Origin of the sequence: Microbacterium sp. NPDC089987, assembly GCF_044748505.1 — a bacterium.
Taxonomy (GTDB): domain Bacteria; phylum Actinomycetota; class Actinomycetes; order Actinomycetales; family Microbacteriaceae; genus Microbacterium.
Genome location: NZ_JBIVGE010000001.1, coordinates 1,118,052 through 1,141,661, shown reverse-complemented (window position 1 = coordinate 1,141,661; position 23,610 = coordinate 1,118,052). Strand labels below are relative to the sequence as shown.

Here is a 23,610-nt window from a genome sequence, read left to right as displayed (position 1 = left end):
ACCGCTGCAGAGCTCAGCGCGTGGCGTAGAACGCCACCGCTGACGCCGCCGCGACATTGAGGGAGTCCACCCCGCCCAACATCGGGATGGTGACCCTTCGGTCGAGCAGTCGGTCGGTCTCGGGTCGGATGCCGTCGCCCTCGGTGCCGAAGATCAGCGCGAGCCGCTCCGGCGACTCGGCCACGAGATCGTCGAGCGCGATCGCGCCGTCTCCGAGCGTCATGCCCGCGACGAGGTACCCGGCGGAGCGCAGATCCTCGATGCCGTCCGGCCAGCTCTCGATCCGCGTCCACGGCACCTGGAACACCGTGCCCATCGACACGCGCACCGAACGGCGGTAGAGCGGATCGGCGCAGGTGGGGCTCACCAGCACCGCGTCGACGCCCAGCGCCGCCGCCGAGCGGAAGATCGCCCCGACGTTGGTGTGGTCGGTGAGTCCCTCCAGGACGGCGACACGCGGACGGTCAGCGTTCACCTGCGACAGCAGATCGGCGAGGCGTGGGGGTTCGGGCCGGTGCATGGCCGCCATCACTCCGCGGTGCACGGCGAAACCCGTGAGCTTCTCGGCGGCGTCATCGGTCACGACGTAGACGGGCACGTCGCGGTCGCCGAGCAGCTCGGCGACGGCATCCGCCCACTTCTGCTGGGTGAGCACCGACCTCGGGCGGTGCCCCGCCTGCAGAGCGCGCTCGATGACCTTCGCCGACTCGGCGATGTACATGCCGCCGGCCGGCTCGCGCACCCGGCGCAGCGCCGTGTCGGTGAGCGATCGGTAGTCGTCGAGCACCGGGTCGTGCGGGTCGCGGAGGTGGTGCAGCTGCATCCGTCCATGCTGTCAGTCGAAACGGCCCCGCTGTGCCGCGCACCCGCATAGACTTCCGGGGTGCAGTCGCTCGAGCTCTCGGACACGGTCTCCGACGCCGTCGAGCGCACAGCCGGGCTGCTGCAGAGCCGACCGTTCGCCGTGCTGACCGGAGCGGGCATCTCGACCGACTCCGGCATCCCCGCCTACCGCGGCAAGGACGCACCGCCGCGCTCGAAGCCGATGACGATCCAGACGTATCTCTCCGATGAGGCCGCGCGTCGCAGGTACTGGCTCGGAGGGCACCTCGGGTACCGCGCGTTCACCGCGCCCGACCCGAACGGCGGCCATCTCGCGCTCGCTGCTCTGGAGCGCATGGGCGCGGCGACCGGCGTGGTCACCCAGAACGTCGACGGTCTGCACCTGCGAGCCGGCAGCCGGCGGGTCATCGAGCTGCACGGCACCATGCACCGCACCCTCTGCCTGCACTGCGGCCAGGTGTACGACCGGCGGGCGATCGCCGAGCGCATCGAGCAGCTCAACCCGTGGATCCTCGTTCCCGAGAACATCGTGCTCAACCCCGACGGCGATGTGTCGCCGGAGAGCACGGCGGGATTCGTCATCCCGACCTGCGAGATCTGCGACGGGATGCTGAAGCCCGATGTGGTCTACTTCGGCGAGTTCGTGCCGATCGCCCGCTTCGCACTCGCCGAGTCGCTGGTGCACGCCTCCTCCGCTCTCGTCGTCGCCGGCACGTCGCTCATGGTGAACTCCGGAATCCGGGTGATCGAACGCGCACGACGGCGAGACATGCCGATCGTGATCGTCAATCATGAGCCGACGAGAGCGGATGCCTGGGCCGACGAGGTCATCGAGGGTGGGACGACCGAGGTGCTCACCGCGCTGGCGGCCCGGCTCGGAGCTCTCTGAGCCGTGCTCACGGGAGCCTCCTCTAGGCTCGAACGGTGACCCTGCTGACACTCGTACGCCACGGACAGACCGACTGGAACCTCGCCCGTCGCATCCAGGGCACCACCGACATCCCGCTGAACGACACCGGACGCGACGACGCCCGATACGCCGCGCACAAGCTCTCGCGCGGTGAGCATCACACGATCTACGCCAGCCCCCTGGTGCGGGCTCGAGAGACGGCCGAGATCATCGCCGCTGAGCTGGGGCTGGACGCACCGACCCTCGTTCCCGACATGCGTGAACGCGAGTTCGGGGTCGGTGAGGGCATGCTCGTCGCCGACTACCTCGGACGATACGGCGACTGGCACGCCGAGGTGCCCGGCGCGGAGACGCTCGATGAAGTCTGCGTGCGCGCGATGGCGGCGCTGCACAGCATCGCCCGCGACGCTCGCCGCCGCTCGGCACCGACCGCGGAGTCGGTGATCGTCGTGACCCACGGTGGTGTGATCCGCTCGCTGATCGACCACGCCTCCGGCGGAACACTGCCCGCGCTGGGCAGCGCGCTCGGCAACGGCTCGCTGCACCGCTTCGAGGCTGCGCCTGACACCCTGCGGCTCCTTGAGGAAGCCGTCGTCCTGTAGGTCAGCGTCGGCTGAGCACCGCGCGGGCGTGCCGCAGCACGGGCTCGTCAATCATCCGCCCCTCGAATCGGAACACGCCGCGCTCCTCTTCAGCCGCCGTCAGCACCGCCTCAGCCCAGGTGATCGTCCCCTGGTCGGGTCGGTAGGCGTCGCGGATGACGGAGACCTGACTCGGGTGGATGCATGCGGTCGCTTCGAACCCGGATGCCACCGCATCCGCGGCCTCAGCGGCGAGGCCCGCCACATCGTCGATGTCGAGGTGCACGGCGTCGATCGCCGTCCGACCGTACGCGCCGGCCGCGAGCAGCACCTGGCCACGCGCCGTGCGCGCGACATCGCGGTAGCGCCCGTCCGGGAAGCGGCTCGACATCCCGCCGAGGGATGCCACGAGGTCCTCGGCTCCCCACATGAGGGCGATGGTGCGCTCGTGAGCGGCGATCTCCCCCGCACGGTGCACGCCGCGCGCGGTCTCGCACAGCGCGATCAGCTCGAACTCCGCACCGAACGCATCGAACGCCGCCGGGTCCTCGCTCTTCGCCACCATCACCGTCCGGAACGGCGTCTGCCGCAGCGCGTCGATGTCCCGTTCGAACTCCGCGGTCTCGGGTGCGTTCACCCGCACGATGACGCGATCGGTGTCCAGCTCGGCGGCGATGATGTTCCTGCGGGCCTGCGCCTTGGCATCCGGAAGCACGGCATCCTCGAGATCGAGGATCACCGCGTCCGCCTTCTGCAGCGCGCCGGTGAACCGCTCAGGGCGGTCCGCCGGACAGAACAGCAGCGCCGGACCCATGCCGAGGGTCATCGCTCCCCCTCCGGCAGGCAGCGCATCAGCGCGGTGCGGGTGGCCTTCGCCACCACCACGCCGTCCTGATTGCGTCCGATGTGCTCGATCGTGCAGATGCCCTGACCGGGACGCGATGCCGAGAGGCGCTTGTCGACGATCACGCTCTCGGTGTACAGCGTGTCGCCGTGGAACAGCGGGTGCGGAAACGAGATGTCGCCGAGGCCCAGCTGCGCGACCAGGGTCCCCTGGGTGAGCTGCGCCACAGAGGCGCCGACCATCGTCGACAGCGTCCACATCGAGTTCATCAGCCGCTGGCCGAACGGCTGCTGCCCGTCGGCGAACGCCGCATCGAGGTGCAGCGCCTGCGTGTTCATGGTGAGCGTGGTGAACAGCACGTTGTCGGCCTCGGTCGCCGTGCGTCCCGGCCGGTGCAGGTAGCGCGCGCCGACCTCGAACTCCTCGAAGTACAGACCGCGCTGAACGATGTCGGTCATGATCGCACGCTATCCGACCAGGCCCAGCGACCGGGCGATGACGAGCAGCTGCACCTCGGTGGTGCCCTCGCCGATCTCGAGGATCTTCGAGTCGCGGTAGTGCCGCGCGACGGGGTACTCGTTCATGAAGCCGTTGCCGCCGAAGATCTGCGTCGCGTCGCGTGCGTTGTCCATCGCGGCCTCGCCCGAGACCAGCTTGGCGATCGCCGCCTCCTCGGCGAACGGGCGGCCGGCGTCGCGCAGGCGTGCCGCGTGATGCCAGGCGAGGCGTGCGGTGTGCACGCGAGCCCGCATGCGGGCCAGGGTGAACTGGGCGTTCTGCCGTGTGCTCAGCGCCGCGCCGAACACGGTGCGCTTGTTGGCGTAGTCGACCGCGGCTTCCAGGCATCCCTCGGCAGCGCCGGTCGCGAGAGCGGCGATCGCGATGCGCCCCTCGTCGAGGATGCTGAGGAAGTTCCGGAATCCCTGCCCGCGCGCGCCGAGCAGATTCTCCTCGGGCACCCGCACGTCCTGCAGGGTGAGGGGATGCGTGTCGGAGGCGTTCCAGCCCACCTTGTCGTACGGCGGTTCGACCGTGAATCCCGGCGTGCCGTTCGGGACGATGATCGTCGAGATCTCCTTGCGCTCCCCGCCACCGGCGCGCTCTGCGGTACCGGTGACCGCGGTCATCGTGACGAAGCGGGTGATGTCGGTGCCCGAGTTGGTGATGAACTGCTTGCTGCCGTTGAGCACCCACTCGCCGCCGTCGAGGCGCGCCGTGGTGCGCGTGGCGCCCGCGTCGCTTCCCGCTTCCGGCTCGGTGAGGCCGAAGCCGGCCAGTGCCTCGCCCGCGAGCAGTGCAGGCAGGTGCTCCTGCTTCTGCTCCGCGGTGCCGAAGCGGTACACGGGCATCGCCCCCAGGCTGACGCCTGCCTCGAGGGTGATCGCGAGCGACTGGTCGACGCGCGCGATGCCTTCGATCGCGAGGCCGAGCGCGAGGTAGTCGCCGCCCTGCCCGCCGTACTCCTCCGAGAACGGCAGACCGAACAGGCCCATCTCGCCCATCTGCCGCACGACGTCGAGGTTCAGCGTGTGCGTGCGGTCGGCCTCGTACGCCTGGGGCGCGACGACCTCCTCGGCGAACTCGCGCACCATCGAGGCGAGCTCGCGCTGCTCCTCGTTCAGGTCGACGCCGGTCAGTTCGGTCTGAGTGCTCATGCTGTCTCCTGTTCGCTGACTCGTGCGACGGGCTGGTCCCGTCGCACCTGGTCGCCGAGCGCGACCAGCAGATGCACCGTGCCGTCGTGCGGCGCGAGCACCGGATGCTCCATCTTCATCGCCTCGATCGAGACGAGCGGGTCTCCCGCCTGCACCACGTCGCCGTCGGCGACATGGACGGCCACGATGCTGCCCGGCATCGGGGCACGCCCCTCCGGCTGGCTGGGTCCGGATGCGCGCTCCCGCTCGGCGAGCCGACGCTGCATGCGTCCACGGCGCGAGAGCGGGCGCAGGCGCGCGGTCACACCGTCGGCGAAGACCCAGACCGCACCGTCAGCGTCGGTCGCCGTCGGGATGCCGTGCACGTACGCTGCCGGCGCCTCGACGATCGTGTCGTCGTCGGTGACGAACTCGGTGCGCCGCGGCGCGGCCGACGCTCCGAGACGCCAGCCGGGCAGCCCGTGCCAGATCTCGGCAGCGGGCCTCGGGCGGCTCGCCTGCGCGGTCTGGGGTGCCGCGGCAGCAGCCAGCATGGCGGGCGTGGGCGGCGGAGCGGCGAACGGGAGCATCGTCTCGATCAGGCCCGTGTCGAGATCGCCCCGACGCACTCGCTCATCGCGGATCAGAGCGCGCAGGAATGCGATGTTCGTCTCGACTCCCAGCACGACGGTCCGGGCGAGCGCGGCATCCAGACGGCGCAGGGCCGTCGCCCGGTCGGCACCGTACGCGATGACCTTCGCGATCATCGGATCGTAGAACCCGCTGATCTCCGACCCGGTCTCGATCGCGGCATCCACTCGCACGTCGCGCGGAGGGTCGAACAGCAGGACGCGCCCGGTGGATGGCAGGAACCCTCGTTCCGGCGATTCCGCGTACACCCGCGCCTCGACGGCGTGACCGCGCACGGCAGGAGCCGGATCGATCGCGCCGCCCGCCGCGATGTGCAGCTGCAGTGCGACGAGGTCCAGGCCCGTGACCTCCTCGGTCACGGGGTGCTCGACCTGAAGACGGGTGTTCATCTCGATGAAGAACACGTCGTCCATCGCATCCGCCTCGACGAGGAACTCCACCGTGCCGGCGCCGACGTAGTCGACGCTCTTCGCGGCGGCCACCGCCGCGTCGAGCAGTCGCTGGCGCACGGCATCGGGAAGATGCGCTGCCGGCGCTTCTTCGATGACCTTCTGATGACGACGCTGCAGGGTGCATTCGCGTTCGCCGAGCGCGATGACGGTGCCGTGGGTGTCACCGAAGACCTGCACCTCGATATGGCGCGGTCGCTGGACGAGACGCTCGAGCACCATGGAGTCGTCGCCGAAGGCGGCGATGGCGACGCGCCGTGCGGTCGCCAGTGCGCCGGCGAGCTCGTCACCCGAGCGGACGATCTCCATGCCCTTGCCGCCACCACCGGCGCTGGGCTTGACCAGCAGCGGATAGCCGACCTCATCGGCCCGTACGCGGATCTGCTCGTCGTTCAGGCCTGCGGCGGCGAAGCCGGGAACCACGGGCACGCCGTGCCGCGCAACGTGGTCGCGTGCGGTGGCCTTGTCGCCCATGATCTCAAGGGCGCTCTCCTCGGGCCCGATGAAGATCACACCCGCGGCATCGCACGCACGGGCCAGCTGGACACTCTCGGAGAGGAAGCCGTATCCGGGGTGGATGGCCTGAGCTCCGGATGCCTGTGCAGCGGCCATGATGGCATCCACGTTCAGGTACGAATCAGAAGCGGCGGAGCCGCCGATGTGGATGGCCTGGTCGGCTTCGCGCACGTGCGGCGCTTGGGCGTCGGCGTCGCTGTACACCGCGACGCTGCGCATGCCGAGGTCGCGCAGGGTGCGGATGATGCGGCGAGCGATCTCGCCGCGGTTGGCGACGAGGACGGTGTCGATGGTCATGGTGATCACATCCGGAAGAGGCCGAAGCGCGGGTCGGGCAGGGGCGTGCGGGAGACGACGTCGAGCGCGAGTCCGAGCAGGTCGCGGGTCTGGTCGGGGTCGACGATTCCGTCGTCCCACAGCCGTGCCGTGGCGTAGTAGGGCTCGCCCTGTGCCTCGTACTGGCTGCGCACCGGCGCCTCGAACTCGGCGCGCTGGTCGTCGGTCCACGACCTTCCGGCCGCGGCGAGTTGGTCCTCTTTCACCGTGGCGAGGACAGATGCCGCCTGCGGACCGCCCATCACGGAGATGCGGCTGGCCGGCCAGGTCCAGAGGAACCGCGGCGAGTACGCGCGGCCGCACATCGAGTAGTTGCCGGCGCCGAACGAGCCCCCGATGATGACGGTCAGCTTCGGCACACGGGTGGTGGCGACGGCGGTGACCATCTTCGCGCCGTCTTTGGCGATGCCGCCGGCCTCGGCGTCGGTGCCGACCATGAATCCGGTGATGTTCTGCAGGAACAGCAGCGGGATGCCGCGCTGGTCGCACAGCTCGATGAAGTGCGCGCCCTTCTGAGCCGATTCGCTGAACAGCACGCCGTTGTTGGCGACGATTCCGATCGGGTGACCGTGCAGCCGAGCAAACGCGGTGACGAGGGTCGTGCCGTACTCGGGTTTGAACTCGCTGACACTGTCGGCATCGACCAGCCGGTCGATCACCTCGTGCACGTCGTACGCGGCGTTCACGTCGACGGGCACGACGTCGTAGAGGCTTCCTGCCTCGCGCGGTGCGATGCTCGGCCCGACGTGCCACGCCGGCTGCGCCGGCTGAGGCAGGGTCGCGACGATGTCGCGGAGGATCTCGAGGGCGTGCTCGTCGTCGTCGGCCAGGTGATCGACCACCCCCGAGCGGCGGGCGTGCAGCTCTCCCCCACCCAGCTCCTCGGCGGTGACGACCTCCCCGATCGCGGCCTTCACCAGCGGCGGACCGCCGAGGAAGATGGTGCCCTGGTTCCGCACGATCACGGTCTGATCGCTCATCGCGGGCACGTACGCCCCGCCGGCGGTGCATGATCCCAGCACGGCGGCCAGCTGCGGGATGCCCTCCGCCGACATGCGCGCCTGGTTGAAGAAGATCCGGCCGAAGTGGTCACGGTCGGGGAACACCTCGTCCTGCTTCGGGAGGAAGGCGCCGCCGGAGTCGACGAGATAGAGGCACGGCAGGTGGTTCTCGAGTGCGATCTCCTGGGCCCGCAGATGCTTCTTCACCGTCATCGGGAAGTAGGTGCCGCCCTTGACGGTCGGGTCGTTGCAGACGACCATCACGTGCCGCCCGTGCACCAGCCCGATGCCGGCGATCACCCCGGCGCCCGGCGCCTCGTCGCCGTACAGACCGTCTGCGGCGAGCGGGGCGACCTCGATGAACGGACTGCCCTCGTCGAGCAGTCTGTCGACGCGATCGCGGGGCAGCATCTTGCCGCGGGAGAGGTGGCGCTCGCGGGAGCGCTTTGGACCGCCGAGTGCTGCGGCGGCCAGACGCTCGCGCAGTTCGTCGGCGAGAGCCTGCTGGGTGACCGGCATCGCGGGTCCTCCTTGACCGTTGCGGAAAAATCGCGCCAGAAGGGCTAGTGTTCACTCACCCCGGCAATTCAGGTTAGCGAGGATTAACCGAAATGACAATGGCCGTCACGCCACGCAACCGCGCCAAAGCAGAGCGCACCGATGCGATCCTCATCGCGGCCGCCGCGCTGTTCGGCGCTCGGGGATACTCGAGCGTCAGCCTGGAGGACATCGGCGCCGCCGTCGGCGTGTCGGGTCCCGCCGTCTACCGGCACTTCGCCGGAAAGCAGGCCCTCCTCGGCGCGCTGCTGATCGGTGTGAGTGAAGACCTCGTGACCGGCGGCACGGCGGTCGTGCGCGGCGCGTCCGACGACCGCACGCGCATGGCGATGCTCGTGGACTTCCACGTCGATTTCGCGCTGCGCAACGCCGACGTGATCCGTGTGCAGGACCGCGATCTCTCGCACCTGACCGAGGACTCGCGGTCGGACGTGCGACGCCTGCAGCGCACCTACATCGGCCTGTGGATCGACGCGCTCGGCGCTCTCGTCAGCGCCGAGCGCGACGAGCTGAGGCTGCGCGTGCAGGCGTGCTTCGGACTGCTGAACTCCACCCCGCACAGCACCTCTGCCGCACTGCGCACACGCACCGACACCGCGCGCCTGCTCGCGGAGATGGCGATGGCGGCGCTGACGGCCTCCGACGACTGACCAGGCGCCGCTGCGCCTCGGCGACCGACCGAGATCGGCCGCCGATGGTCTCACATCGGCGGCCGATCCGAGCCGACGGCGCGCGGTTCAGTACAGCAGCGCTCGGCCGGGCTGCTCGAGGATGTCGGCGACGTCCTTGAGGAAGCGCGCGCCCTCCGCCCCGTCGACGAGTCGGTGATCGAATGACAGGCTCAGCGTCATCATCTGACGCAGCGCGATCTCGCTGTGGTGCTCCCAGGGCTGGCGTCGCACCGCGCCGACGGCGAGGATGCCGGACTGCCCTGGCGGGAGGATCGGAGTGCCCGCGTCGATGCCGAAGACGCCGATGTTCGTGATCGAGAAGGTGCCTCCGGCGAGCTCCGCTGGGCTGGTCTTCCCGGCGCGCGCGGTCTGCGTGAGCTGGGTGAGTGCGTCGGCCACTCCGGTGAGGGAGAGCCGCTCGGCGTCGCGGATGATCGGCACGATCAGGCCGCGCTCGGTCGCTGCCGCGATTCCCAGGTCGACGAAGTGGTTGTGCACGATCTCACCGGCGACCTCGTCCCAGGTCGCATTCAGTGACGGGTTCCGGCCCAGAGCGAGAGTCACCGCCTTCGCGATCACCACGAGTGGTCCGATGCGGTGCTCAGCGAGCTTTCTGTCGGCCCGAAGCTGATCGATCAGCTCCATGGTCGCCGTGACGTCGACGGTGTGGAATGTGGTGACGTGCGGAGCGGTGAACGCGCTCTGCACCATCGCCTGGGCGGTGTGCTTGCGCACGCCCTTGATCGCGATGCGGGTCTGCGCACGATCACCGGACGGCACCGCCGGCGACGAGACCGGCGCGGTTTCGGTCGCTGCAGCGGTCGCACCGGTGCGCTCCGCATAGGCATTCACGTCCTCGCGGGTGATCACCCGGTCACCGACCTCAGCTGCCACCAGCGCGAGGTCGACGCCGAGGCGCTTCGCGTGGGCACGGACGGGTGGGGTCGAGCGGGGCCGCTCCCCCACGGCCGGTTCCGCGACGCTCGGCGGCAGCACGTCGTGCGGGGCCGCGACGAGCACGTCGGCATCGGCAGAGGCCGCGGGGGCCGCACCGCCTCGTCGGGCACGTCGGGCAGGACGATCTCCGGATGCCGGTGCCGCGCCGTATCCGACGAGATTGGGCTGCGCCTTCTCCTCCGCCTCGGCCGCGGGCGGAGCCGAGGGAGCGTCGGGCTCTTCACCGGCGACGTCGAAGGCGATCAGCGGCGCACCGACCGCCACGGTCTCGCCGGCATCGGCGTGCAGTGTCGTGACCCTGCCCTCGTAGGGCGATGGCAGCTCGACCACGGCCTTGGCGGTCTCGACCTCGGCGAGCGTCTGATTCAGCACGACGGCGTCACCGGGCTGCACGAGCCACTGCACCACCTCGGCTTCGGTGAGTCCTTCGCCCAGATCGGGCAGGCGGAATTCGGCGTTCACCGCTCGTCCCCCTTCGCGTCGGCAGTGCTCAGACTGTGCGGACGATCGAGCACGCGGTCGACGGCATCGAGGATGCGGTCGAGATCGGGCAGGTGGAACTTCTCGAGCTTGGCGGGCGGATACGGGATGTCGTGGCCGGTGACGCGCACGGGTGCGGCCTCGAGGTACTCGAAGCAGTACTCCGTGATGCTCGCGATGACCTCCGCCGCCACTCCCGCCTCGCGGGATGCCTCGTGCGCGACGACGACGCGGCCGGTGCGCCGCACCGACGCGGTGACCGTCTCGTAGTCGATGGGTGAGAGCGAGCGCAGGTCGATGACCTCGAGCGACAGGCCCTCGTCCTCTGCAGCGGCGGCCGCGTCGAGAGCTGTGCCCACCATCGCGCCGTACGTGATGATCGTGGCATCCACTCCCTGACGCACGACGCGAGCGAGACCCATCGGCGGGGCGTCGGCGAGCGAGCCGGCGAGGTCGACCTCGCCCTTGTGGTGGTAGAGGCGCTTCGGCTCGAAGAACAGCACGGGATCGTCGCTGGCGATCGCCTGGCGCAGGCAGCGGTACGCGTCCTGCGGGTCGGAGACCGCGATCACGCGCAGTCCGGCGGTGTGCACGAAGTACGCCTCCGGTGACTCGGAGTGGTGCTCGGCGGCGCCGATGCCGCCCGCCCAGGGCACGCGGATCGTGACCGGCATCTTCACGCGCCCCTGCGTGCGGTAGTGCAGCTTCGCGACCTGGGAGACGATCTGGTCGAACGCCGGGTAGATGAATCCGTCGAACTGGATCTCGACCACAGGACGGTAGCCGCGGAACGCGAGTCCTACCGCGGTGCCGACGATGCCCGATTCGGCGAGCGGAGTGTCGATCACGCGCTTCGCGCCGAATTCGTCCTTGAGTCCGTCGGTGATCCGGAAGACCCCGCCGAGGGTGCCGATGTCCTCGCCCATCAGCACGACCTTCTCGTCGTCGAGCATCGCCTGGCGCAGGCCCGCATTCAGGGCCTTGCCCATCGTCATCTGCGTCATCTCAGGCCTCCTCGAAGGACGCCAGGTACGCGGCGTAGTCGTCGCGCTGACGCTCGAGTCCGGAGTGCGGCTCGGCGTACACGCGGTCGAACACGGCGAGGGCAGGGCGGGTCTGCATGCCGATGCACGCTGCGCGCATCTCGCGGGCGACGTCGTCGGCGGACTTCTCAACGGATTCGAGGTGCTCATCCGTGAGCTCCCCTGCGGCGCGGAGGTGCGCCTCAAGACGCGCGATCGGGTCGCGATCGCGCCACAGGGCGAGTTCGGCGTCGTCGCGGTAGCGCTTGGGGTCGTCGGCTGTGGTGTGCGGCCCCATGCGGTAGGTGACCGCCTCCAGGTACGCCGGTCCCTTTCCGGATCGCGCGTAGTCGAGCGCCCAGCGCATGGCCGCCATGCAGGCGAGCACGTCATTGCCGTCGACACGCAGGCTGGGGATGCCGAATCCGGGCGCGCGGCCGGCCAGCGGGTACTGCGACTGCAGTCCGACCGGCTCGGAGATCGCCCAGTGGTTGTTCTGGCAGACGAACACAACGGGTGCGCGGTACGACGATGCGAAGATCATCGCCTCGTTGACGTCCCCCTGGCTGGTGGCGCCATCGCCGAAGTAGGTGACGGCGACGTCGTCTGCTCCGTCGTGGAGGATGCCCATGCCGTAGCCGACCGCGTGCAGGGTCTGCGCTCCGATGATGATCTGCAGCGGAGCGATGCCGAGCCGGGCGGGATCGTACGCCGCGCCCTCCTCACCGCGCCACATGCGCACGTAGTCCCCCGGCTCCGCTCCGCGGGTGTACATCACCCCGGTCTCGCGGTAGCTGGGGAAGACGAAATCCTTCGGCGCGAGCGCACGGCCGGTGCCGATCTGGGCGGCCTCCTGGCCGTTGCACGGCGCCCACAGCCCGAGCTGACCCTGCCGCTGCAGCGCCACGCCCTCCGAGTCGATGCGCCGCAGCACCACCATGTCACGGTGCAGCTCGCGCATCGCCGCGTAGTCGATGTCGTCGATCCAACGGTCGAGTTGCGGGTTCGACACGCGGGTGCCGTCGGGAGCGATGATGCGCTCCGTGAGTTCGAGATCGTTCTGTGCGTCGACGATCGGGCTGGTGTTCGGTGACATCGGCGTCCTCCTGACGTGGCGGCCCTCGTGGGGCATGCACGGCTTCCCGACTGCTGCGTCGGGCTTGCTCGAATGCTACGTCGAGTTGACACGTCGCTCAACCATGTTTGCGACTGCTGAGCATGTTGCGCAATTCGCCGATGCGGGTCACTGATATCGTGTGGCACTATGCCCGTCCTGGATCGCACAGACCTCGAACTGCTCACCGCCCTCGCGGAGGATCCCCGCATAACCGTGGTGAAACTGGCCGATCGGCTTCGCCTGTCGCGCAACACCATCCAGGCGCGGATGGCCCGGCTCGAGCAGACAGGAGTCTTCGAGTCGTACGAGCGCTCGTTCTCGACCGAGGTGCTCGGCTTCCCTCTCCAGGCGTTCATCAGCATCGGCGTGCGGCAGACGGAGCTGCCGCGGATCATCGCCGAGCTGTCACGGGTTCCCGAGATCGTGCAGGCGCACGGGCTGAGCGGATCGATCGATCTGCTCGCACGAGTCGCGTGCCGCGACGCTCGTCACCTGTTCGACACCGACGCCCGGATCCTGTCGATCGATGGCGTGGAGCGCACCGAGACCTCACTCGCGATGGGCGAGGTCATCCCCTTCCGGGTGGCAGGGCTCATCGGCCTGGCACGACGGGAAGCCTGAGGAAGCGCCGGATCGCCCCGGCCGCCTCGGCCGGAGTCTCGTAGTGGATGAGGTGTCCGACCTCGGCGATCTCCACCAGCTCCGCGTGCGGGAACATCATCGCCAGGCGTCGCTCGGCCTCGATCGGGGTGATGTCGTCGCGCTGGGCCGCGATCAGCAGCGTCGGCACGTCGATCACGCCCGCGAAGGCCCGCACATCGTGCGAGACGCTGGTCACGAAGGCGTCGTGCAGCGCGTCGCGATCGGCGAAGCGCGAGAAATAGGCCTCGTGCTGGTCGTGGATGAACCTGCGCAGCGCCGGGTCGCGGGTCTTGGCCATCGCCATGCTCATCACACGCACCGTGAGCGGGTGCCGTAGCAGGGCCGTCCCCCACCGCTCGGGCAGGCGAGCGCCCAGCGCGTAGTACAGCACCGCGATCCGCGTGAGCAGCCCTTTCGGACCCTCGAGCGCGGGCGCGCCGATCGGGTTGATCAGGATGAGCTCGGGCGTCTCCAGGCCGCTCGCGACCGCAGCGGCCGAGACGATCGAGCCGAAGGAGTGCCCGAGGATGATCGCCCCGGGGGCGACTGCCCGGGCGAACTCGCAGAGCCACCCGGTGTAGAGACCGAGGTCGTGCTCGCGGTCCGGGATCGGAGGCGTCTCGCCGAAGCCCGGAAGGTCGGGTGAGATGATCCGGATGCCGGGCAGGTACGCCACGACCGGCTCGAGCCCGTGATGCTCGCCGCGGAAACCGTGCACCGCGACGATCGTGGGCCCGTCCTCGGCCGCGTCGCCGTAGACCCAGTACGCGGTGGTCGATCCGAGCACCTGCACCTCTCGGCGTTCGACCGGGATCTCGGCGAGGCGAGCGGCGTACGGGGAGGTCGCGGGCATGCCGCCGAGTCTACGGGAAGGAATGTCGGTGGCCGTCCTTATGTTCGAATCAAGGAAGGAGACACCATGGCTTCACTGACCGAGACACACCCCGCTCTGCTGTGGGAGACGCCATCTCTGCGCACCCACGCGGAGCACCTCGACAGAGCCGGCGACCACCTCTGGCGCGTGGTCGACGCCAAGGGCGCTATACGCGGACACCTCCGCGTGATCGCCGATCCGCTGGGCATCCGCTACCGCGCGGAGCGCCTGCATCTGGCATCCGGAGCCTTCCGCCTGGTCGGCGAGTTCTGGGATGCCGACGATGCGGTCGCCGCGCTGCGGAACTGACACGGTGCCCCCTGCAGGATTCGAACCTGCGACCAACGGATTAGAAAGCCGATGCTCTTCCTCTGAGCTAAGGAGGCGTGCTGCTCCAGATTACCGTGTCGGGCCCCGTCGCTAGGATCGAACCATGGTTTCTGCGACTGAGAACGACCGGCTCGTCTGGATCGACTGCGAGATGACGGGCCTCGACCTCTCGGTCGACGAACTCGTCGAGATCGCGGTCGTGGTCACCGACTTCGAGCTGAACCTGCTGGACCCCGGTTTCCAGATCGTCATCAAGCCCGGCGATGCGGCTCTCGCGAACATGAACGACTTCGTCACCGACATGCACCGCACCTCGGGCCTGATCGATGAGATCCCGAACGGCGTGAGTGTCGCCGAGGCCGAGGAGCAGACGCTCGCATACATCAAGCGCTTCGTTCCGCTCGAGCGGAAGGCGCCGCTCGCGGGCAACACCATCGGCACCGACCGCATGTTCCTCGCCAAGTACATGCACGAGGTCGACCAGTACCTGCATTACCGCAACGTCGACGTGTCCAGCGTGAAGGAGCTGTCGCGCCGCTGGTACCCGCGGGTCTTCTTCCAGGCTCCCGAGAAGCACGGCGGTCATCGAGCTCTGGCCGACATCCTCGAGTCCATCCGTGAGCTTCGCTACTACCGCTCCGCGGTGTTCATCGATGCTCCCGGCCCGTCGTCCGAACAGGCGCGTGACATCGCTGCTCGCACGGTGTCGGAGTTCACTCCGAACATGTAATAGACTTATCGAGTTGCCCGCTTCGGCAGGCGCATGGTGGGTATAGCTCAGCTGGTAGAGCACCGCGTTGTGGTCGCGGGGGTCGCGGGTTCAAGCCCCGTTACTCACCCCAATCACTTTGCCCCCGGCTCTTGAGCCGGGGGCAAAGTGATGTCCTGGTCCGAGTCTTTTTCCATCGAGTGCGCCACAATGGGCGGGTGGATGCCGACCGCAGACTCCGTGATTCCGAGGCGCGACTGTTTGCGCACTACGGCCTGGAGCGCGAGGAATTCTTCGTCGACCTCGCGGCGGCCGGGGTTCGGCTTCGCGTGCAGAGCATCGGATCAGGCCCCTCACTCGTCTTTCTCCACGGGGTGAGTCTTTCCAGCGCCGTGTGGACGCCATGGCTCCATGAATTCGCCAATTATCGCGTTCTCTTGGTGGACCTTCCCGGCCACGGCCTGTCCGGTCCTGTGTCGTGCGACGTGCGCACGGTTCGGGATCATTCCGTCAAGCTGCTGGATGCCGTCTTCGACGCACTCGCGCTTGACGAGGCGGCGGTGATCGGTCACTCTCTCGGCGGCATGTTCGCCCTCTGGCACGCGGCATCCAGGCCCGGTCGGATCCGCTCCCTGACCGCTATCGGCGACCCCGCGGTGGCATTCCCCGGGGTGCATGTCCGGATGCCTCTTTCGCCGATGACGGTCCCGATCCTCGGAACGGCGATGCTGAGGGTTCCACTGTCGAGAACGCTGTACCGGCGTCTTCTCGGCCAGGGGCTCAGCCCCGGAGCAGCCGCGAGCGCATCAGACGAACTGGTCGACTCGCTGCGATTCGCGGCTCGTCGGCCGGCAAACGCCGCGACAGTCGCCTCCCTGATGCACGCGATCAACCGGTTCCGACGCCCTCGCCCCGCGAGTGTCCTGAGTGAGGGTGAACGCCGGCGAATAACCGCCGAACCGCTGTTCTGCTGGGGCGCCGACGACCCTTTTCTCACCCCGGCTCACGTACGCCCTGCCGTTGCCGAGATCCGTTCCGCCACGCTCGAGGTGGTGCCAGGAGGACACGCACCGTGGCTCGACTCTCCGGACTCGTGTGCCGAGCTCGTGACCGACTATCTCGCCGCCACCGGTTTCGGCTCCGCTCTCTGACACGGGATCGCGCCCGCGGTGCTGCCTCCGACGCACAGGTCGGCATCCGTCATGAGCTGGACGCTTCGCCGTATCAGCCGCGCTTCTTCAACGGCATCGTCGTGATGCAGGTCGGGTCCTTCTCGTTCACGGTGGAGATCACGGACCTGGCCTCGCTGTCGCCGATGACGATCACGACGTCAGCGGTGATGCCCCGCGGAAGCCACACGCCGATGAAGCCGTTGTCGAACGTGCGGGTCTGCTCGTCGGCATACGTCTCCCCTGTGGCGAGATCGGTGATCGTCAGGTGCAGCTCGGTGTTGCGCAGCTCGCCGACGCATGAGCTCGGCGCATGGAAGGTGCAGTCGTGGGTCTGCGAGCGGTACGGAGCGAAAGAGATGTAGGTGAGGCCGTCCGGCATCGCCATCTCGATCTGGTCGCCGTCCTCCCCCAGCACGACGCGGTCGGTGCGGATCGATGCCGAGACCGCATCGTCCCGCTCGCTGATCGGCGCACGATCGAGCCGGTCGATGACCGTGCGGACATCGGTGCGTGACAGCTCCTTCATGCTCGGCCCCGACGGGCGCGCCGACGTCGCCGAGCCGCTCGGCTCTGGGCGGGCCGTCTGCTCGGCCGGCGAGCAGGCTGAGAGCAGCAGCGCGCCCGCGACGGCGAAGACGACGGCCGGGGTGATCATTCGTGTGCGCATGCGACGTGGGTTCCTCATCATCTCGGTGGGGAGAGAAGCCGCCGGTGCGACGCCTGGGCCGTGCACAGCCTTCTTCTCACCGCGACGGTACCCATCGAGGCTATGAGTCGTCGGCAGGGGCGCCCGGCACCGGGCGCGCCCCGGCTAGCATCGAAGCATGTCCTCCTCACTGGATTCCGACGCGCAGGCGCTGCCTGACGGTGGCATCGAGATGACCGCCGAGGCCTTCGAGGTGCTTGTCGTCGAGGAACTGGACAGTCTGCCCGACGACATGGTCGACGGGCTCGACAACGTCGTCTTCGTCGTCGAGGACGAACCGGAAGACGGCAGCGACCTCTTCGGTCTGTACGAGGGCTTCGCGCTCACCGAGCGCGGCCAGTACGGCCTGGGCGAGCTGCCGGATCGGATCATCATCTACCGTCACGCGCATCTCGCCGCCTGCGCCGACGAGGAGGAGCTGCGGGACGAGGTGCACACGACGCTCGTCCACGAGATCGCGCACTTCTACGGCATCGACGACGAGCAGCTGCATGAGCTGGGGTGGGCATGAGCACCCCCGCATCCACTCCCCTGCTCGATGAGCAGCTCACGGTCGCCCCGCTCGTGCCCTGGCAGCTGGTCGTCTGGGACGACCCCGTCAATCTCATGAGCTACGTCGTTCGCGTGTTCCGCCGCTACTTCGGATACCCCGAGGAGCAGGCCACCGCGCTCATGCTCGCCGTGCACAACGAAGGACATGCGGTCGTCGCCACCGGTCCGAGGGAGACCATGGAGGTGCACGCCCAGGCGATGCACGACTTCGGGCTGTGGGCCACCATCCGAAGGGTTCCGCAGTGAGCGTGTCGATCTCGATCGCATGGATCGAAGGGCGCAATCTGCTGCACCTCATCGACGAGTTCCTCGAGCTCGTCGCCGGTCCGCGCATGAGCGCCGACCCCGCGCTGGCTCGGCTCGCGCCCGTCGCCTATCCCGATGATGACGCCGCAGCTGCCGAGTTCCGTCGCGGGACCAGGGACGAGCTGTTCGACCGCCGCCGCGAGGACGCCCTCGTCATGCGCAGGGACCTCGTCGAGTTCGACGATGGCGATGACGACGCCGGAGGACGGGATGCGCTCGCCCCTCACGAGGTCGACATCGCACCCGCGCACGTCGATCCGTGGATGCGCACCCTCACCGCGATCAGGCTGGTCGTCGCGTCGCGCCTCGGCGTCGACCACGACGACCGTCACGACCCGGAGGACCCGCGGTTCCACGTGTACGACTGGCTCGGGTATCGACTGGATGACCTGATCCAGCGCGCCGACGACGCCGACGACGAAGCCGCGTCTACGGCGTAGCCACCTGCACCTGAGCGAGCCGCTGCGGGGCGTGTCGTGCGATGTGCGCATCCTCCTGCGCTGCCCACATGTCCCAGTGGCTGCGGAAGGCGTCGCCGTCACGTTCGAGCGCGCGTCGACGCCGGGACTCGTGCGGTCCGTCCACCCAGACGGTGACGTCGGCGAGCGCTGCCGTCGCGGGCGTCAGCGCACCGCAGCCTTCGACGATCAGTCCGAGCGCCGGGTCGACGGCATGGGCCTCGGCCTCTTCCTCCAGCTCCCAGTTCCAGCGCCGCCAGATGCCGATCAGACCGCGCCCATGCGGACGCAGCACCTGTTCCCGCGCGATCTCCGCGCCGCGTTCGAGCCCGCTCCATCCCGGATAGACCGAGTCGAGCGCGAGCAGCTGCACGGGCGTGTGCAGCGGCCATGCCCTGGCGACGCGCGCAGCGAGACTGCTCTTGCCAGCACCGCTGCGACCGTCGATGACCACGACGGGGTTCGACGCCGACACCGCGGTGACCGCATCGCAGATGCGCGCCGTCGCCTCCCTCAGACGCTCTCCGAAGGGGTCGGTGGCAGAGGGTGTCGGCATGACACCACGCTATCGAACCGCGCCGTCGGTCACTCCCGGCCGAACGGCCGGGGCTCGACGCCGCTCGTGCCGCGCCGATCCGCTGCTCCGACGTGACGGGCGCGCGTGATCATGCCGACCCCGAATCTCGCCCGCGCGTCGTCGAGTGTGCCTTCCAGGCGACGCTGGTCTTCATCGTCATCCCACAGCGCCATCGCCGACGTCCCGGCCGGACGCAGCTTCTCAGCCCGCACCCCGACCAGCCGCACGGGATCCCTGCGCTCGATCTGGGCGAACAGCGTGGTCGCCGTCTCTCCGATGCGCTGTCCCACATCGGTCGGCTCCGGCAGCGAGAGGGTGCGGCTCAGGGTGGTGAAGTCAGCGAAGCGGATCTTGATAGCCACTGCTCCGGCATGCCACCCCGATCTGCGCAGGCGTGCTCCGACACGATCAGCGAGGCGCAGCAGCTCCGAGCGAAGCAGATCCCGATCCTCGATGTCGCGGTCGAAGGTCTCCTCGTGACCGATGCTCTTCTCGACCCGCTCCGTCTCGACAGGGCGGGCATCGAGACCGCGGGCGAGGTGCTGCATCCGCTGCCCGAGCGCAGGGCCGACGGCGCGCTCCAGCGCTTCGGCCGGCGCTTCGCGGACATCGCGGATGAGTCGGATACCCCGACGCTGCAGCGCTTCGGCGGCCTTCGGGCCGACGCCCCACATGGCTCCGACCGGTCGCGGATCGAGGAACTCCTGCGTCCGCGAGGCGGGAACCACCAGCATCCCGTCGGGCTTGGAGACGGTGGATGCCATCTTCGCGACGTGCTTCGTGGCCGCCACCCCGACGCTGCACGTGATGCCGACCTCATCGCGCACCCGTCGTCTGATGAGAGCCGCGATCTCGCCGGGGCTCCCCCACAGGCGCCGCACTCCGCGCACGTCGAGGAACGCCTCATCGATCGAGAGCTGCTCGACGAGAGGGGTGATGCTCTGGAAGATCTCCATCACCTGCGCCGAGACCGCCCGGTAGCGGGTGAAGTCCGGTGGAACGACGCGCGCCGTCGGGCAGAGTCGCAGCGCCTGCCCGACGGGCATCGCACTGCGCACCCCGAAACGTCGCGCCTCGTACGACGCACTCGAGACGACCGAGCGCCCGTCCGGACCGCCGATGATCAGCGGCAGGCCGCGCAGCGACGGGTCGTACAGCACCTCGACCGCCGCGTAGAAGGCATCCATGTCGACATGCAGGATGCCGGTGCCCGTGTCGTCAGCGCCCTCGGGCGAGACGATGCGGCCCGATCCGTCACCGCGTCCCATGCGTCCATCCTGTCCGGTGCCACCGACATCGCGTCGGTGGCACCGCAGAGGTCACTGTGCGGCGCGCTCGAGGATCAGCTCGCGCACGCGCGCAGCGTCGGCCTGACCCTTCATCGCCTTCATCACGGCGCCGATCACAGCGCCCGCCGCCTGGACCTTGCCGTCCTTGATCTTCGCCAGCACGTCCGGCTGCGCGGCGAACGCGTCGTCGATCGCGGCGATCAGCGCGCCGTCGTCCGAGACGACGGCCAGGCCGCGCGAGTCGACGACCTGCTGCGGCGATCCCTCGCCGGCGATGACGCCCTCGAGCACCTGACGGGCGAGCTTGTCGGTCAGCGTGCCGGCATCCACCAGTCCCTGCAGAGCTGCGACATCGGCGGGCGAGACGAGACCAGGGGCCTCCCGCTCCTGCGCGTTCGCGATGCGCGTGATCTCACCCGTCCACCACTTGCGCGCAGCGGCCGGTGCGGCACCGGCCGCGATCGTCGCCTCGACCTCGTCGATCAGACCGCCGTTGCGCACGTCCTGGAACTCCAGGTCTGTGAAGCCCCAGTCGGCCTTCAGGCGACGGCGCCGCGCCAGTGGCTGCTCCGGCAGAGCGGCCCGCAGCTCCTCCACGAGCTCGCGCGACGGCTGCACGGGCAGCAGGTCGGGCTCCGGGAAGTAGCGGTAGTCGTCGGCATCCGACTTCGGGCGGCCCGGCGATGTGGTGCCGGTGTCCTCGTGCCAGTGACGCGTCTCCTGGATGATCGTCCCGCCGTCGGCGAGGATCGCGGCCTGGCGCTGGATCTCGTAGCGCACGGCCCGCTCGACCGAGCGCATCGAGTTGACGTTCTTCGTCTCGGTGCGGGTGCCGAGCTTCTCCTGGCCACGGGGGCGCAGCGACACGTTCGCGTCGCAGCGCAGGTTGCCGCGCTCGAGACGCGCCTCCGAGATGCCGAGGCCGCGCACGATGTCGCGGATCGCGGCGATGTACGCCTTCGCATACTCGGGGGCACGGTGCTCGGCGCCGAAGATCGGCTTGGTGACGATCTCCACGAGCGGGACACCCGCGCGGTTGTAGTCCACCAGCGAGTACTCGGCACCCTGGATGCGGCCGGTGGCTCCGCCCATGTGGGTGAGCTTGCCGGCGTCCTCCTCCATGTGCGCGCGCTCGACGGGGATCGTCACCAGAGTGCCGTCCTCGAGCTCGACCTCGACCGACCCCTCGAACGCGATCGGCTCGTCGTACTGCGAGATCTGGTAGTTCTTGCCCAGGTCCGGGTAGAAGTAGTTCTTCCGCGCGAAGCGGCTGGACTCGGCGATCGAGCAGCCGAGCGCCAGGCCCAGGCTGATCGACGAGCGCACCGCGGTCGCGTTGACCACAGGCAGGGATCCCGGCAGGCCGAGGTCGACGGGGGCGATGAGCGTGTTCGGCTCGGCGCCGTGGAACTCGTCGTTCGCCGGGTTCGGGGCATCCGAGAACATCTTGGTGCGGGTGTTCAGCTCGACGTGCACCTCGAAGCCGAGCACCGGCTCGAACATCTCGAGGGCCTTGTCGAAGTCCATGAGCTTGGCGGTTGCCATCAGCGGGTTCCTCCCTGCTTGGGTCCCTGAGCCTGTTCCTTGGGTCCCTGAGCCTGTCGAAGGGCGGGCGCCTTCGACAGCAGCGGCGCGCCCCACGAATCGACCAGCGCCGCCTCCAGGGCGGCGCCGACGCGGTACAGACGAGCGTCCTCGTGCGCAGGCGCGAGGAACTGGATGCCGACGGGAAGACCGTCTTCGGCTGCCACGCCCGAGGGGATCGAGATGCCCGGCACACCGGCGAGGTTCGCGGGGATCGTCGTCAGGTCGTTCAGGTACATCTGCAGCGGGTCGTCGACCTTCTCGCCGATGCGGAACGCCGTCGTGGGCGCCGAGGGCGTGGCGATCACGTCGACCTGCGCGAAGGCGGCGTCGAAGTCCTGCTGGATGAGCGTGCGCACCTTCTGCGCGCTGCCGTAGTACGCGTCGTAGTAGCCGGCAGACAGAGCGTAGGTGCCGAGGATGATGCGCCGCTTGACCTCAGGACCGAAGCCGGCGTCGCGCGTCGCGGACATGACGTCCTCCACCGTCGGGTTGCCGTCGGGGGTGACGCGCAGACCGAAGCGCACCGAGTCGAACTTCGCGAGGTTGCTCGACGCCTCCGCGGGCAGGATCAGGTAGTACGCGGCGACCCCGTACTCGAAGTGCGGGGCCGAGATCTCGACGATCTCCGCACCCTGCGCCTCCATGACGGCCAGCGACTCGCGGAACGATGCCGCGACGCCCGCCTGGAAGCCGGAGTCAGGCAGCTCCTTGATCACGCCCACCCTGAGCCCCTTGAGCACCTGACCGGTGGCGCCCTCGCGCGCTGCCGCCGCGAACGACGGCCATTCCTGCGCGAGCGAGGTCGAGTCCTGCGGGTCGTGACCGCCGATCACATCGTGCAGCAGCCCGGCGTCGAGGACGGTTCGGGTCACCGGTCCGACCTGGTCGAGGCTGGATGCCAGCGCGATCGCGCCATAGCGGCTCACGCCGCCATACGTGGGCTTGATGCCGACGGTGCCGGTGACGTGGGCGGGCTGACGGATCGATCCGCCCGTGTCGGAGCCGAGCGCGAGCGGTGCCTCGAAGGCCGCGACGGCAGCGGCCGAGCCTCCACCGGAGCCCCCGGGGATGCGGTCGAGGTCCCACGGGTTTCGGGTCGGACCGTAGGCGGAGAACTCCGTCGACGAGCCCATGGCGAACTCGTCCATGTTCGTCTTGCCGAGCGGCACCAAGCCGGCCGCTCGAGAGCGCGCCACGACGGTGGCGTCGAACGGCGACATGTAGCCCTCGAGGATCTTCGAGCCGCTCGTTGAGGGCATGTCGGTGGTGACGAGCACGTCCTTGACCGCAAGCGGGACGCCGGCGATCGGGCCGAGCTGCTCCCCCGCCGCACGGCGCGCGTCGACCTCGGCGGCCGCCGCGAGTGCGTGCTCGTTCACGTGCAGGAATGCGTGCACGTCTCCGTCGACGGCGGCGATGCGGTCGAGATGCGCCTGAGTCGCCTCGACGCTGGAGATCTCGCCCGCGGAGATCTTCTCGCCGAGCTCGGCGGCGGTCAGTCGGATGATGTCGCTCACTGCTCTTCTCCCAGGATCGCGGTCACGCGGAAGCGGCCATCGGCGGCATCCGGGGCGTTCTGCAGCACCTGCTCGAGCGTGAGGGGCTGGCCGACCTCGTCGGGGCGGTAGACGTTGCTCATCGCGATCGGGTGGCTCGTGGCGGCGACGTCAGGCGTGGCGACCTGCGACACCTTGGCGATGTTGTCGACGATGGCGTCGAGCTGACCGGTCAGCTGAGTCACCTCGCCGTCGGAGAGCTGGATGCGCGCGAGCACGCCGAGATGGCGCACAAGATCAGGGGTGATTTCAGACACCACACCAGTCTACGAGAGCGTGACG

26 protein-coding genes and 2 tRNA genes are annotated in these 23,610 nt (G+C 69.1%); 11 read left to right on the top strand and 17 right to left on the bottom strand.

Translation table 11 applies throughout. From position 1 onward, the window contains the following. Nucleotides 1-13: 13 nt before the first annotated feature. Complete coding sequence (locus ACIPV2_RS05335) at nucleotides 14-823, bottom strand: TrmH family RNA methyltransferase (RefSeq protein ID WP_400839157.1); 810 nt, start codon at nucleotides 821-823, stop codon at nucleotides 14-16. A 60-nt stretch (nucleotides 824-883) separates the two neighbouring features. Between ACIPV2_RS05335 and ACIPV2_RS05330 the strand changes: the two genes are divergently transcribed. Both ACIPV2_RS05330 and ACIPV2_RS05325 read left to right on the top strand, forming a co-directional pair. Further along, nucleotides 884-1,732 carry a Sir2 family NAD-dependent protein deacetylase gene (locus ACIPV2_RS05330; protein ID WP_400839155.1) on the top strand — a complete coding sequence of 283 codons (849 nt, stop codon included), beginning with the start codon at nucleotides 884-886 and terminating at the stop codon, nucleotides 1,730-1,732. Nucleotides 1,733-1,767: 35 nt separating this feature from the next. Beyond that, nucleotides 1,768-2,355, top strand: a complete 588-nt coding sequence (locus ACIPV2_RS05325; protein ID WP_400839153.1) for a histidine phosphatase family protein — start codon at nucleotides 1,768-1,770, stop codon at nucleotides 2,353-2,355. 1 nt (nucleotide 2,356) lies between these two features. Here the strand turns inward: ACIPV2_RS05325 and ACIPV2_RS05320 are convergent, their stop codons facing one another. Genes ACIPV2_RS05320 through ACIPV2_RS05300 form a run of 5 tightly spaced genes read right to left on the bottom strand, consistent with a single transcriptional unit; the run spans nucleotide 2,357 to nucleotide 8,284 of the window. Continuing rightward, complete coding sequence (locus ACIPV2_RS05320; RefSeq protein WP_400839151.1) at nucleotides 2,357-3,160, bottom strand: HpcH/HpaI aldolase/citrate lyase family protein; 804 nt, start codon at nucleotides 3,158-3,160, stop codon at nucleotides 2,357-2,359. Beyond that, entirely contained in the window at nucleotides 3,157-3,636 is a 480-nt protein-coding gene (locus ACIPV2_RS05315) for a MaoC family dehydratase (protein ID WP_400839149.1), read from the bottom strand. The genes ACIPV2_RS05320 and ACIPV2_RS05315 overlap by 4 nt, the downstream gene beginning before the upstream one ends. 9 nt (nucleotides 3,637-3,645) lie before the next feature. After that, nucleotides 3,646-4,833 carry an acyl-CoA dehydrogenase family protein gene (locus ACIPV2_RS05310; protein ID WP_400839147.1) on the bottom strand — a complete coding sequence of 396 codons (1,188 nt, stop codon included), beginning with the start codon at nucleotides 4,831-4,833 and terminating at the stop codon, nucleotides 3,646-3,648. After that, the gene (locus tag ACIPV2_RS05305; RefSeq protein WP_400839145.1) at nucleotides 4,830-6,725 is read right to left on the bottom strand and encodes an acetyl/propionyl/methylcrotonyl-CoA carboxylase subunit alpha; all 1,896 of its coding nucleotides are present in this window, start codon (nucleotides 6,723-6,725) and stop codon (nucleotides 4,830-4,832) included. The genes ACIPV2_RS05310 and ACIPV2_RS05305 overlap by 4 nt, the downstream gene beginning before the upstream one ends. Nucleotides 6,726-6,730: 5 nt before the next feature. Then, nucleotides 6,731-8,284, bottom strand: a complete 1,554-nt coding sequence (locus ACIPV2_RS05300) for a carboxyl transferase domain-containing protein (RefSeq protein WP_400839143.1) — start codon at nucleotides 8,282-8,284, stop codon at nucleotides 6,731-6,733. A gap of 92 nt (nucleotides 8,285-8,376) precedes the next feature. On the opposite strand from ACIPV2_RS05300, the gene ACIPV2_RS05295 reads away from it, so the two are divergent. After that, nucleotides 8,377-8,973: a TetR/AcrR family transcriptional regulator gene (locus ACIPV2_RS05295; RefSeq protein ID WP_400839141.1), complete on the top strand. Its 597-nt coding sequence runs from the start codon at nucleotides 8,377-8,379 to the stop codon at nucleotides 8,971-8,973. Between the two features lie 87 nt (nucleotides 8,974-9,060). Here ACIPV2_RS05295 and ACIPV2_RS05290 read toward each other — a convergent pair whose 3' ends face one another. Genes ACIPV2_RS05290 through ACIPV2_RS05280 form a run of 3 tightly spaced genes read right to left on the bottom strand, consistent with a single transcriptional unit; the run spans nucleotide 9,061 to nucleotide 12,549 of the window. Next, a complete protein-coding gene (locus ACIPV2_RS05290; protein ID WP_400839139.1) occupies nucleotides 9,061-10,413 on the bottom strand; it encodes a dihydrolipoamide acetyltransferase family protein in 1,353 nt (450 codons plus the stop codon). Next, nucleotides 10,410-11,435, bottom strand: coding sequence for an alpha-ketoacid dehydrogenase subunit beta (locus ACIPV2_RS05285; RefSeq protein WP_400839137.1), 1,026 nt, complete (start codon nucleotides 11,433-11,435; stop codon nucleotides 10,410-10,412). The genes ACIPV2_RS05290 and ACIPV2_RS05285 overlap by 4 nt, the downstream gene beginning before the upstream one ends. 1 nt (nucleotide 11,436) lies before the next feature. After that, nucleotides 11,437-12,549 carry a thiamine pyrophosphate-dependent dehydrogenase E1 component subunit alpha gene (locus tag ACIPV2_RS05280; RefSeq protein WP_400839135.1) on the bottom strand — a complete coding sequence of 371 codons (1,113 nt, stop codon included), beginning with the start codon at nucleotides 12,547-12,549 and terminating at the stop codon, nucleotides 11,437-11,439. A gap of 168 nt (nucleotides 12,550-12,717) precedes the next feature. Between ACIPV2_RS05280 and ACIPV2_RS05275 the strand changes: the two genes are divergently transcribed. Beyond that, complete coding sequence (locus tag ACIPV2_RS05275; protein WP_101186525.1) at nucleotides 12,718-13,191, top strand: Lrp/AsnC family transcriptional regulator; 474 nt, start codon at nucleotides 12,718-12,720, stop codon at nucleotides 13,189-13,191. Here the strand turns inward: ACIPV2_RS05275 and ACIPV2_RS05270 are convergent. After that, complete coding sequence (locus ACIPV2_RS05270; RefSeq protein ID WP_400839132.1) at nucleotides 13,163-14,065, bottom strand: alpha/beta fold hydrolase; 903 nt, start codon at nucleotides 14,063-14,065, stop codon at nucleotides 13,163-13,165. The genes ACIPV2_RS05275 and ACIPV2_RS05270 overlap by 29 nt on opposite strands. Before the next feature lie 66 nt (nucleotides 14,066-14,131). On the opposite strand from ACIPV2_RS05270, the gene ACIPV2_RS05265 reads away from it, so the two are divergent. Beyond that, a complete protein-coding gene (locus tag ACIPV2_RS05265) occupies nucleotides 14,132-14,395 on the top strand; it encodes a hypothetical protein (protein WP_400839130.1) in 264 nt (87 codons plus the stop codon). A 5-nt stretch (nucleotides 14,396-14,400) separates the two neighbouring features. Here the strand turns inward: ACIPV2_RS05265 and ACIPV2_RS05260 are convergent. Next, nucleotides 14,401-14,472: transfer RNA gene (locus ACIPV2_RS05260), tRNA-Arg, on the bottom strand. Between the two features lie 47 nt (nucleotides 14,473-14,519). Between ACIPV2_RS05260 and orn the strand changes: the two genes are divergently transcribed. The 3 genes from orn to ACIPV2_RS05245 all read left to right on the top strand — a co-directional run bounded on the left by orn (nucleotide 14,520) and on the right by ACIPV2_RS05245 (nucleotide 16,276). Then, nucleotides 14,520-15,146: an oligoribonuclease gene (orn, locus tag ACIPV2_RS05255; RefSeq protein WP_101186522.1), complete on the top strand. Its 627-nt coding sequence runs from the start codon at nucleotides 14,520-14,522 to the stop codon at nucleotides 15,144-15,146. A gap of 36 nt (nucleotides 15,147-15,182) precedes the next feature. After that, nucleotides 15,183-15,258: transfer RNA gene (locus ACIPV2_RS05250), tRNA-His, on the top strand. Between the two features lie 85 nt (nucleotides 15,259-15,343). After that, entirely contained in the window at nucleotides 15,344-16,276 is a 933-nt protein-coding gene (locus tag ACIPV2_RS05245) for an alpha/beta fold hydrolase (protein ID WP_400839128.1), read from the top strand. A gap of 73 nt (nucleotides 16,277-16,349) precedes the next feature. Here ACIPV2_RS05245 and ACIPV2_RS05240 read toward each other — a convergent pair whose 3' ends face one another. Then, complete coding sequence (locus tag ACIPV2_RS05240; RefSeq protein WP_400839126.1) at nucleotides 16,350-16,964, bottom strand: CueP family metal-binding protein; 615 nt, start codon at nucleotides 16,962-16,964, stop codon at nucleotides 16,350-16,352. 211 nt (nucleotides 16,965-17,175) lie between these two features. Between ACIPV2_RS05240 and ACIPV2_RS05235 the strand changes: the two genes are divergently transcribed. From ACIPV2_RS05235 to ACIPV2_RS05225, 3 genes are read left to right on the top strand one after another with little or no spacing between them, the layout of a single operon-like run. Next, complete coding sequence (locus ACIPV2_RS05235) at nucleotides 17,176-17,514, top strand: metallopeptidase family protein (RefSeq protein WP_400839923.1); 339 nt, start codon at nucleotides 17,176-17,178, stop codon at nucleotides 17,512-17,514. Next, entirely contained in the window at nucleotides 17,511-17,801 is a 291-nt protein-coding gene (gene clpS, locus ACIPV2_RS05230) for an ATP-dependent Clp protease adapter ClpS (RefSeq protein ID WP_101186954.1), read from the top strand. The genes ACIPV2_RS05235 and clpS overlap by 4 nt, the downstream gene beginning before the upstream one ends. Further along, on the top strand, nucleotides 17,798-18,301 hold the full coding sequence (locus tag ACIPV2_RS05225; protein ID WP_400839124.1) for a DUF2017 family protein: 504 nt from the start codon (nucleotides 17,798-17,800) through the stop codon (nucleotides 18,299-18,301). Before clpS ends, ACIPV2_RS05225 begins: the two co-directional genes overlap by 4 nt. On the opposite strand, the gene ACIPV2_RS05220 is transcribed toward ACIPV2_RS05225, so the two are convergent. Genes ACIPV2_RS05220 through gatC form a run of 5 tightly spaced genes read right to left on the bottom strand, consistent with a single transcriptional unit; the run spans nucleotide 18,291 to nucleotide 23,585 of the window. Continuing rightward, entirely contained in the window at nucleotides 18,291-18,875 is a 585-nt protein-coding gene (locus tag ACIPV2_RS05220) for a hypothetical protein (protein ID WP_400839122.1), read from the bottom strand. The two genes, ACIPV2_RS05225 and ACIPV2_RS05220, sit on opposite strands and share 11 nt — an antisense overlap. A 29-nt stretch (nucleotides 18,876-18,904) precedes the next feature. Further along, the gene (gene dinB / locus ACIPV2_RS05215) at nucleotides 18,905-20,164 is read right to left on the bottom strand and encodes a DNA polymerase IV (protein WP_400839120.1); all 1,260 of its coding nucleotides are present in this window, start codon (nucleotides 20,162-20,164) and stop codon (nucleotides 18,905-18,907) included. A 51-nt stretch (nucleotides 20,165-20,215) separates the two neighbouring features. Then, nucleotides 20,216-21,730 carry an Asp-tRNA(Asn)/Glu-tRNA(Gln) amidotransferase subunit GatB gene (gene gatB, locus ACIPV2_RS05210; RefSeq protein ID WP_101186515.1) on the bottom strand — a complete coding sequence of 505 codons (1,515 nt, stop codon included), beginning with the start codon at nucleotides 21,728-21,730 and terminating at the stop codon, nucleotides 20,216-20,218. Continuing rightward, entirely contained in the window at nucleotides 21,730-23,289 is a 1,560-nt protein-coding gene (gene gatA, locus ACIPV2_RS05205; protein WP_400839117.1) for an Asp-tRNA(Asn)/Glu-tRNA(Gln) amidotransferase subunit GatA, read from the bottom strand. Before gatA ends, gatB begins: the two co-directional genes overlap by 1 nt. Then, nucleotides 23,286-23,585 carry an Asp-tRNA(Asn)/Glu-tRNA(Gln) amidotransferase subunit GatC gene (gatC, locus tag ACIPV2_RS05200; RefSeq protein WP_400839115.1) on the bottom strand — a complete coding sequence of 100 codons (300 nt, stop codon included), beginning with the start codon at nucleotides 23,583-23,585 and terminating at the stop codon, nucleotides 23,286-23,288. Before gatC ends, gatA begins: the two co-directional genes overlap by 4 nt. Nucleotides 23,586-23,610: the final 25 nt, after the last annotated feature.

Coding starts and splice junctions, on each gene's coding strand:
- ACIPV2_RS05335 (WP_400839157.1), bottom strand. CDS start 823: ATGCAGCTGCACCACCTCCGCGACCCGCACGACCCGGTGCTCGACGAC.
- ACIPV2_RS05320 (WP_400839151.1), bottom strand. CDS start 3,160: ATGACCCTCGGCATGGGTCCGGCGCTGCTGTTCTGTCCGGCGGACCGC.
- ACIPV2_RS05315 (WP_400839149.1), bottom strand. CDS start 3,636: ATGACCGACATCGTTCAGCGCGGTCTGTACTTCGAGGAGTTCGAGGTC.
- ACIPV2_RS05310 (WP_400839147.1), bottom strand. CDS start 4,833: ATGAGCACTCAGACCGAACTGACCGGCGTCGACCTGAACGAGGAGCAG.
- ACIPV2_RS05305 (WP_400839145.1), bottom strand. CDS start 6,725: ATGACCATCGACACCGTCCTCGTCGCCAACCGCGGCGAGATCGCTCGC.
- ACIPV2_RS05300 (WP_400839143.1), bottom strand. CDS start 8,284: ATGCCGGTCACCCAGCAGGCTCTCGCCGACGAACTGCGCGAGCGTCTG.
- ACIPV2_RS05295 (WP_400839141.1), top strand. CDS start 8,377: ATGACAATGGCCGTCACGCCACGCAACCGCGCCAAAGCAGAGCGCACC.
- ACIPV2_RS05285 (WP_400839137.1), bottom strand. CDS start 11,435: ATGACGCAGATGACGATGGGCAAGGCCCTGAATGCGGGCCTGCGCCAG.
- ACIPV2_RS05280 (WP_400839135.1), bottom strand. CDS start 12,549: ATGTCACCGAACACCAGCCCGATCGTCGACGCACAGAACGATCTCGAA.
- ACIPV2_RS05275 (WP_101186525.1), top strand. CDS start 12,718: ATGCCCGTCCTGGATCGCACAGACCTCGAACTGCTCACCGCCCTCGCG.
- ACIPV2_RS05270 (WP_400839132.1), bottom strand. CDS start 14,065: ATGCCCGCGACCTCCCCGTACGCCGCTCGCCTCGCCGAGATCCCGGTC.
- ACIPV2_RS05265 (WP_400839130.1), top strand. CDS start 14,132: ATGGCTTCACTGACCGAGACACACCCCGCTCTGCTGTGGGAGACGCCA.
- orn (WP_101186522.1), top strand. CDS start 14,520: ATGGTTTCTGCGACTGAGAACGACCGGCTCGTCTGGATCGACTGCGAG.
- ACIPV2_RS05240 (WP_400839126.1), bottom strand. CDS start 16,964: ATGCGCACACGAATGATCACCCCGGCCGTCGTCTTCGCCGTCGCGGGC.
- ACIPV2_RS05235 (WP_400839923.1), top strand. CDS start 17,176: ATGACCGCCGAGGCCTTCGAGGTGCTTGTCGTCGAGGAACTGGACAGT.
- clpS (WP_101186954.1), top strand. CDS start 17,511: ATGAGCACCCCCGCATCCACTCCCCTGCTCGATGAGCAGCTCACGGTC.
- ACIPV2_RS05220 (WP_400839122.1), bottom strand. CDS start 18,875: ATGCCGACACCCTCTGCCACCGACCCCTTCGGAGAGCGTCTGAGGGAG.
- dinB (WP_400839120.1), bottom strand. CDS start 20,164: ATGGGACGCGGTGACGGATCGGGCCGCATCGTCTCGCCCGAGGGCGCT.
- gatB (WP_101186515.1), bottom strand. CDS start 21,730: ATGGCAACCGCCAAGCTCATGGACTTCGACAAGGCCCTCGAGATGTTC.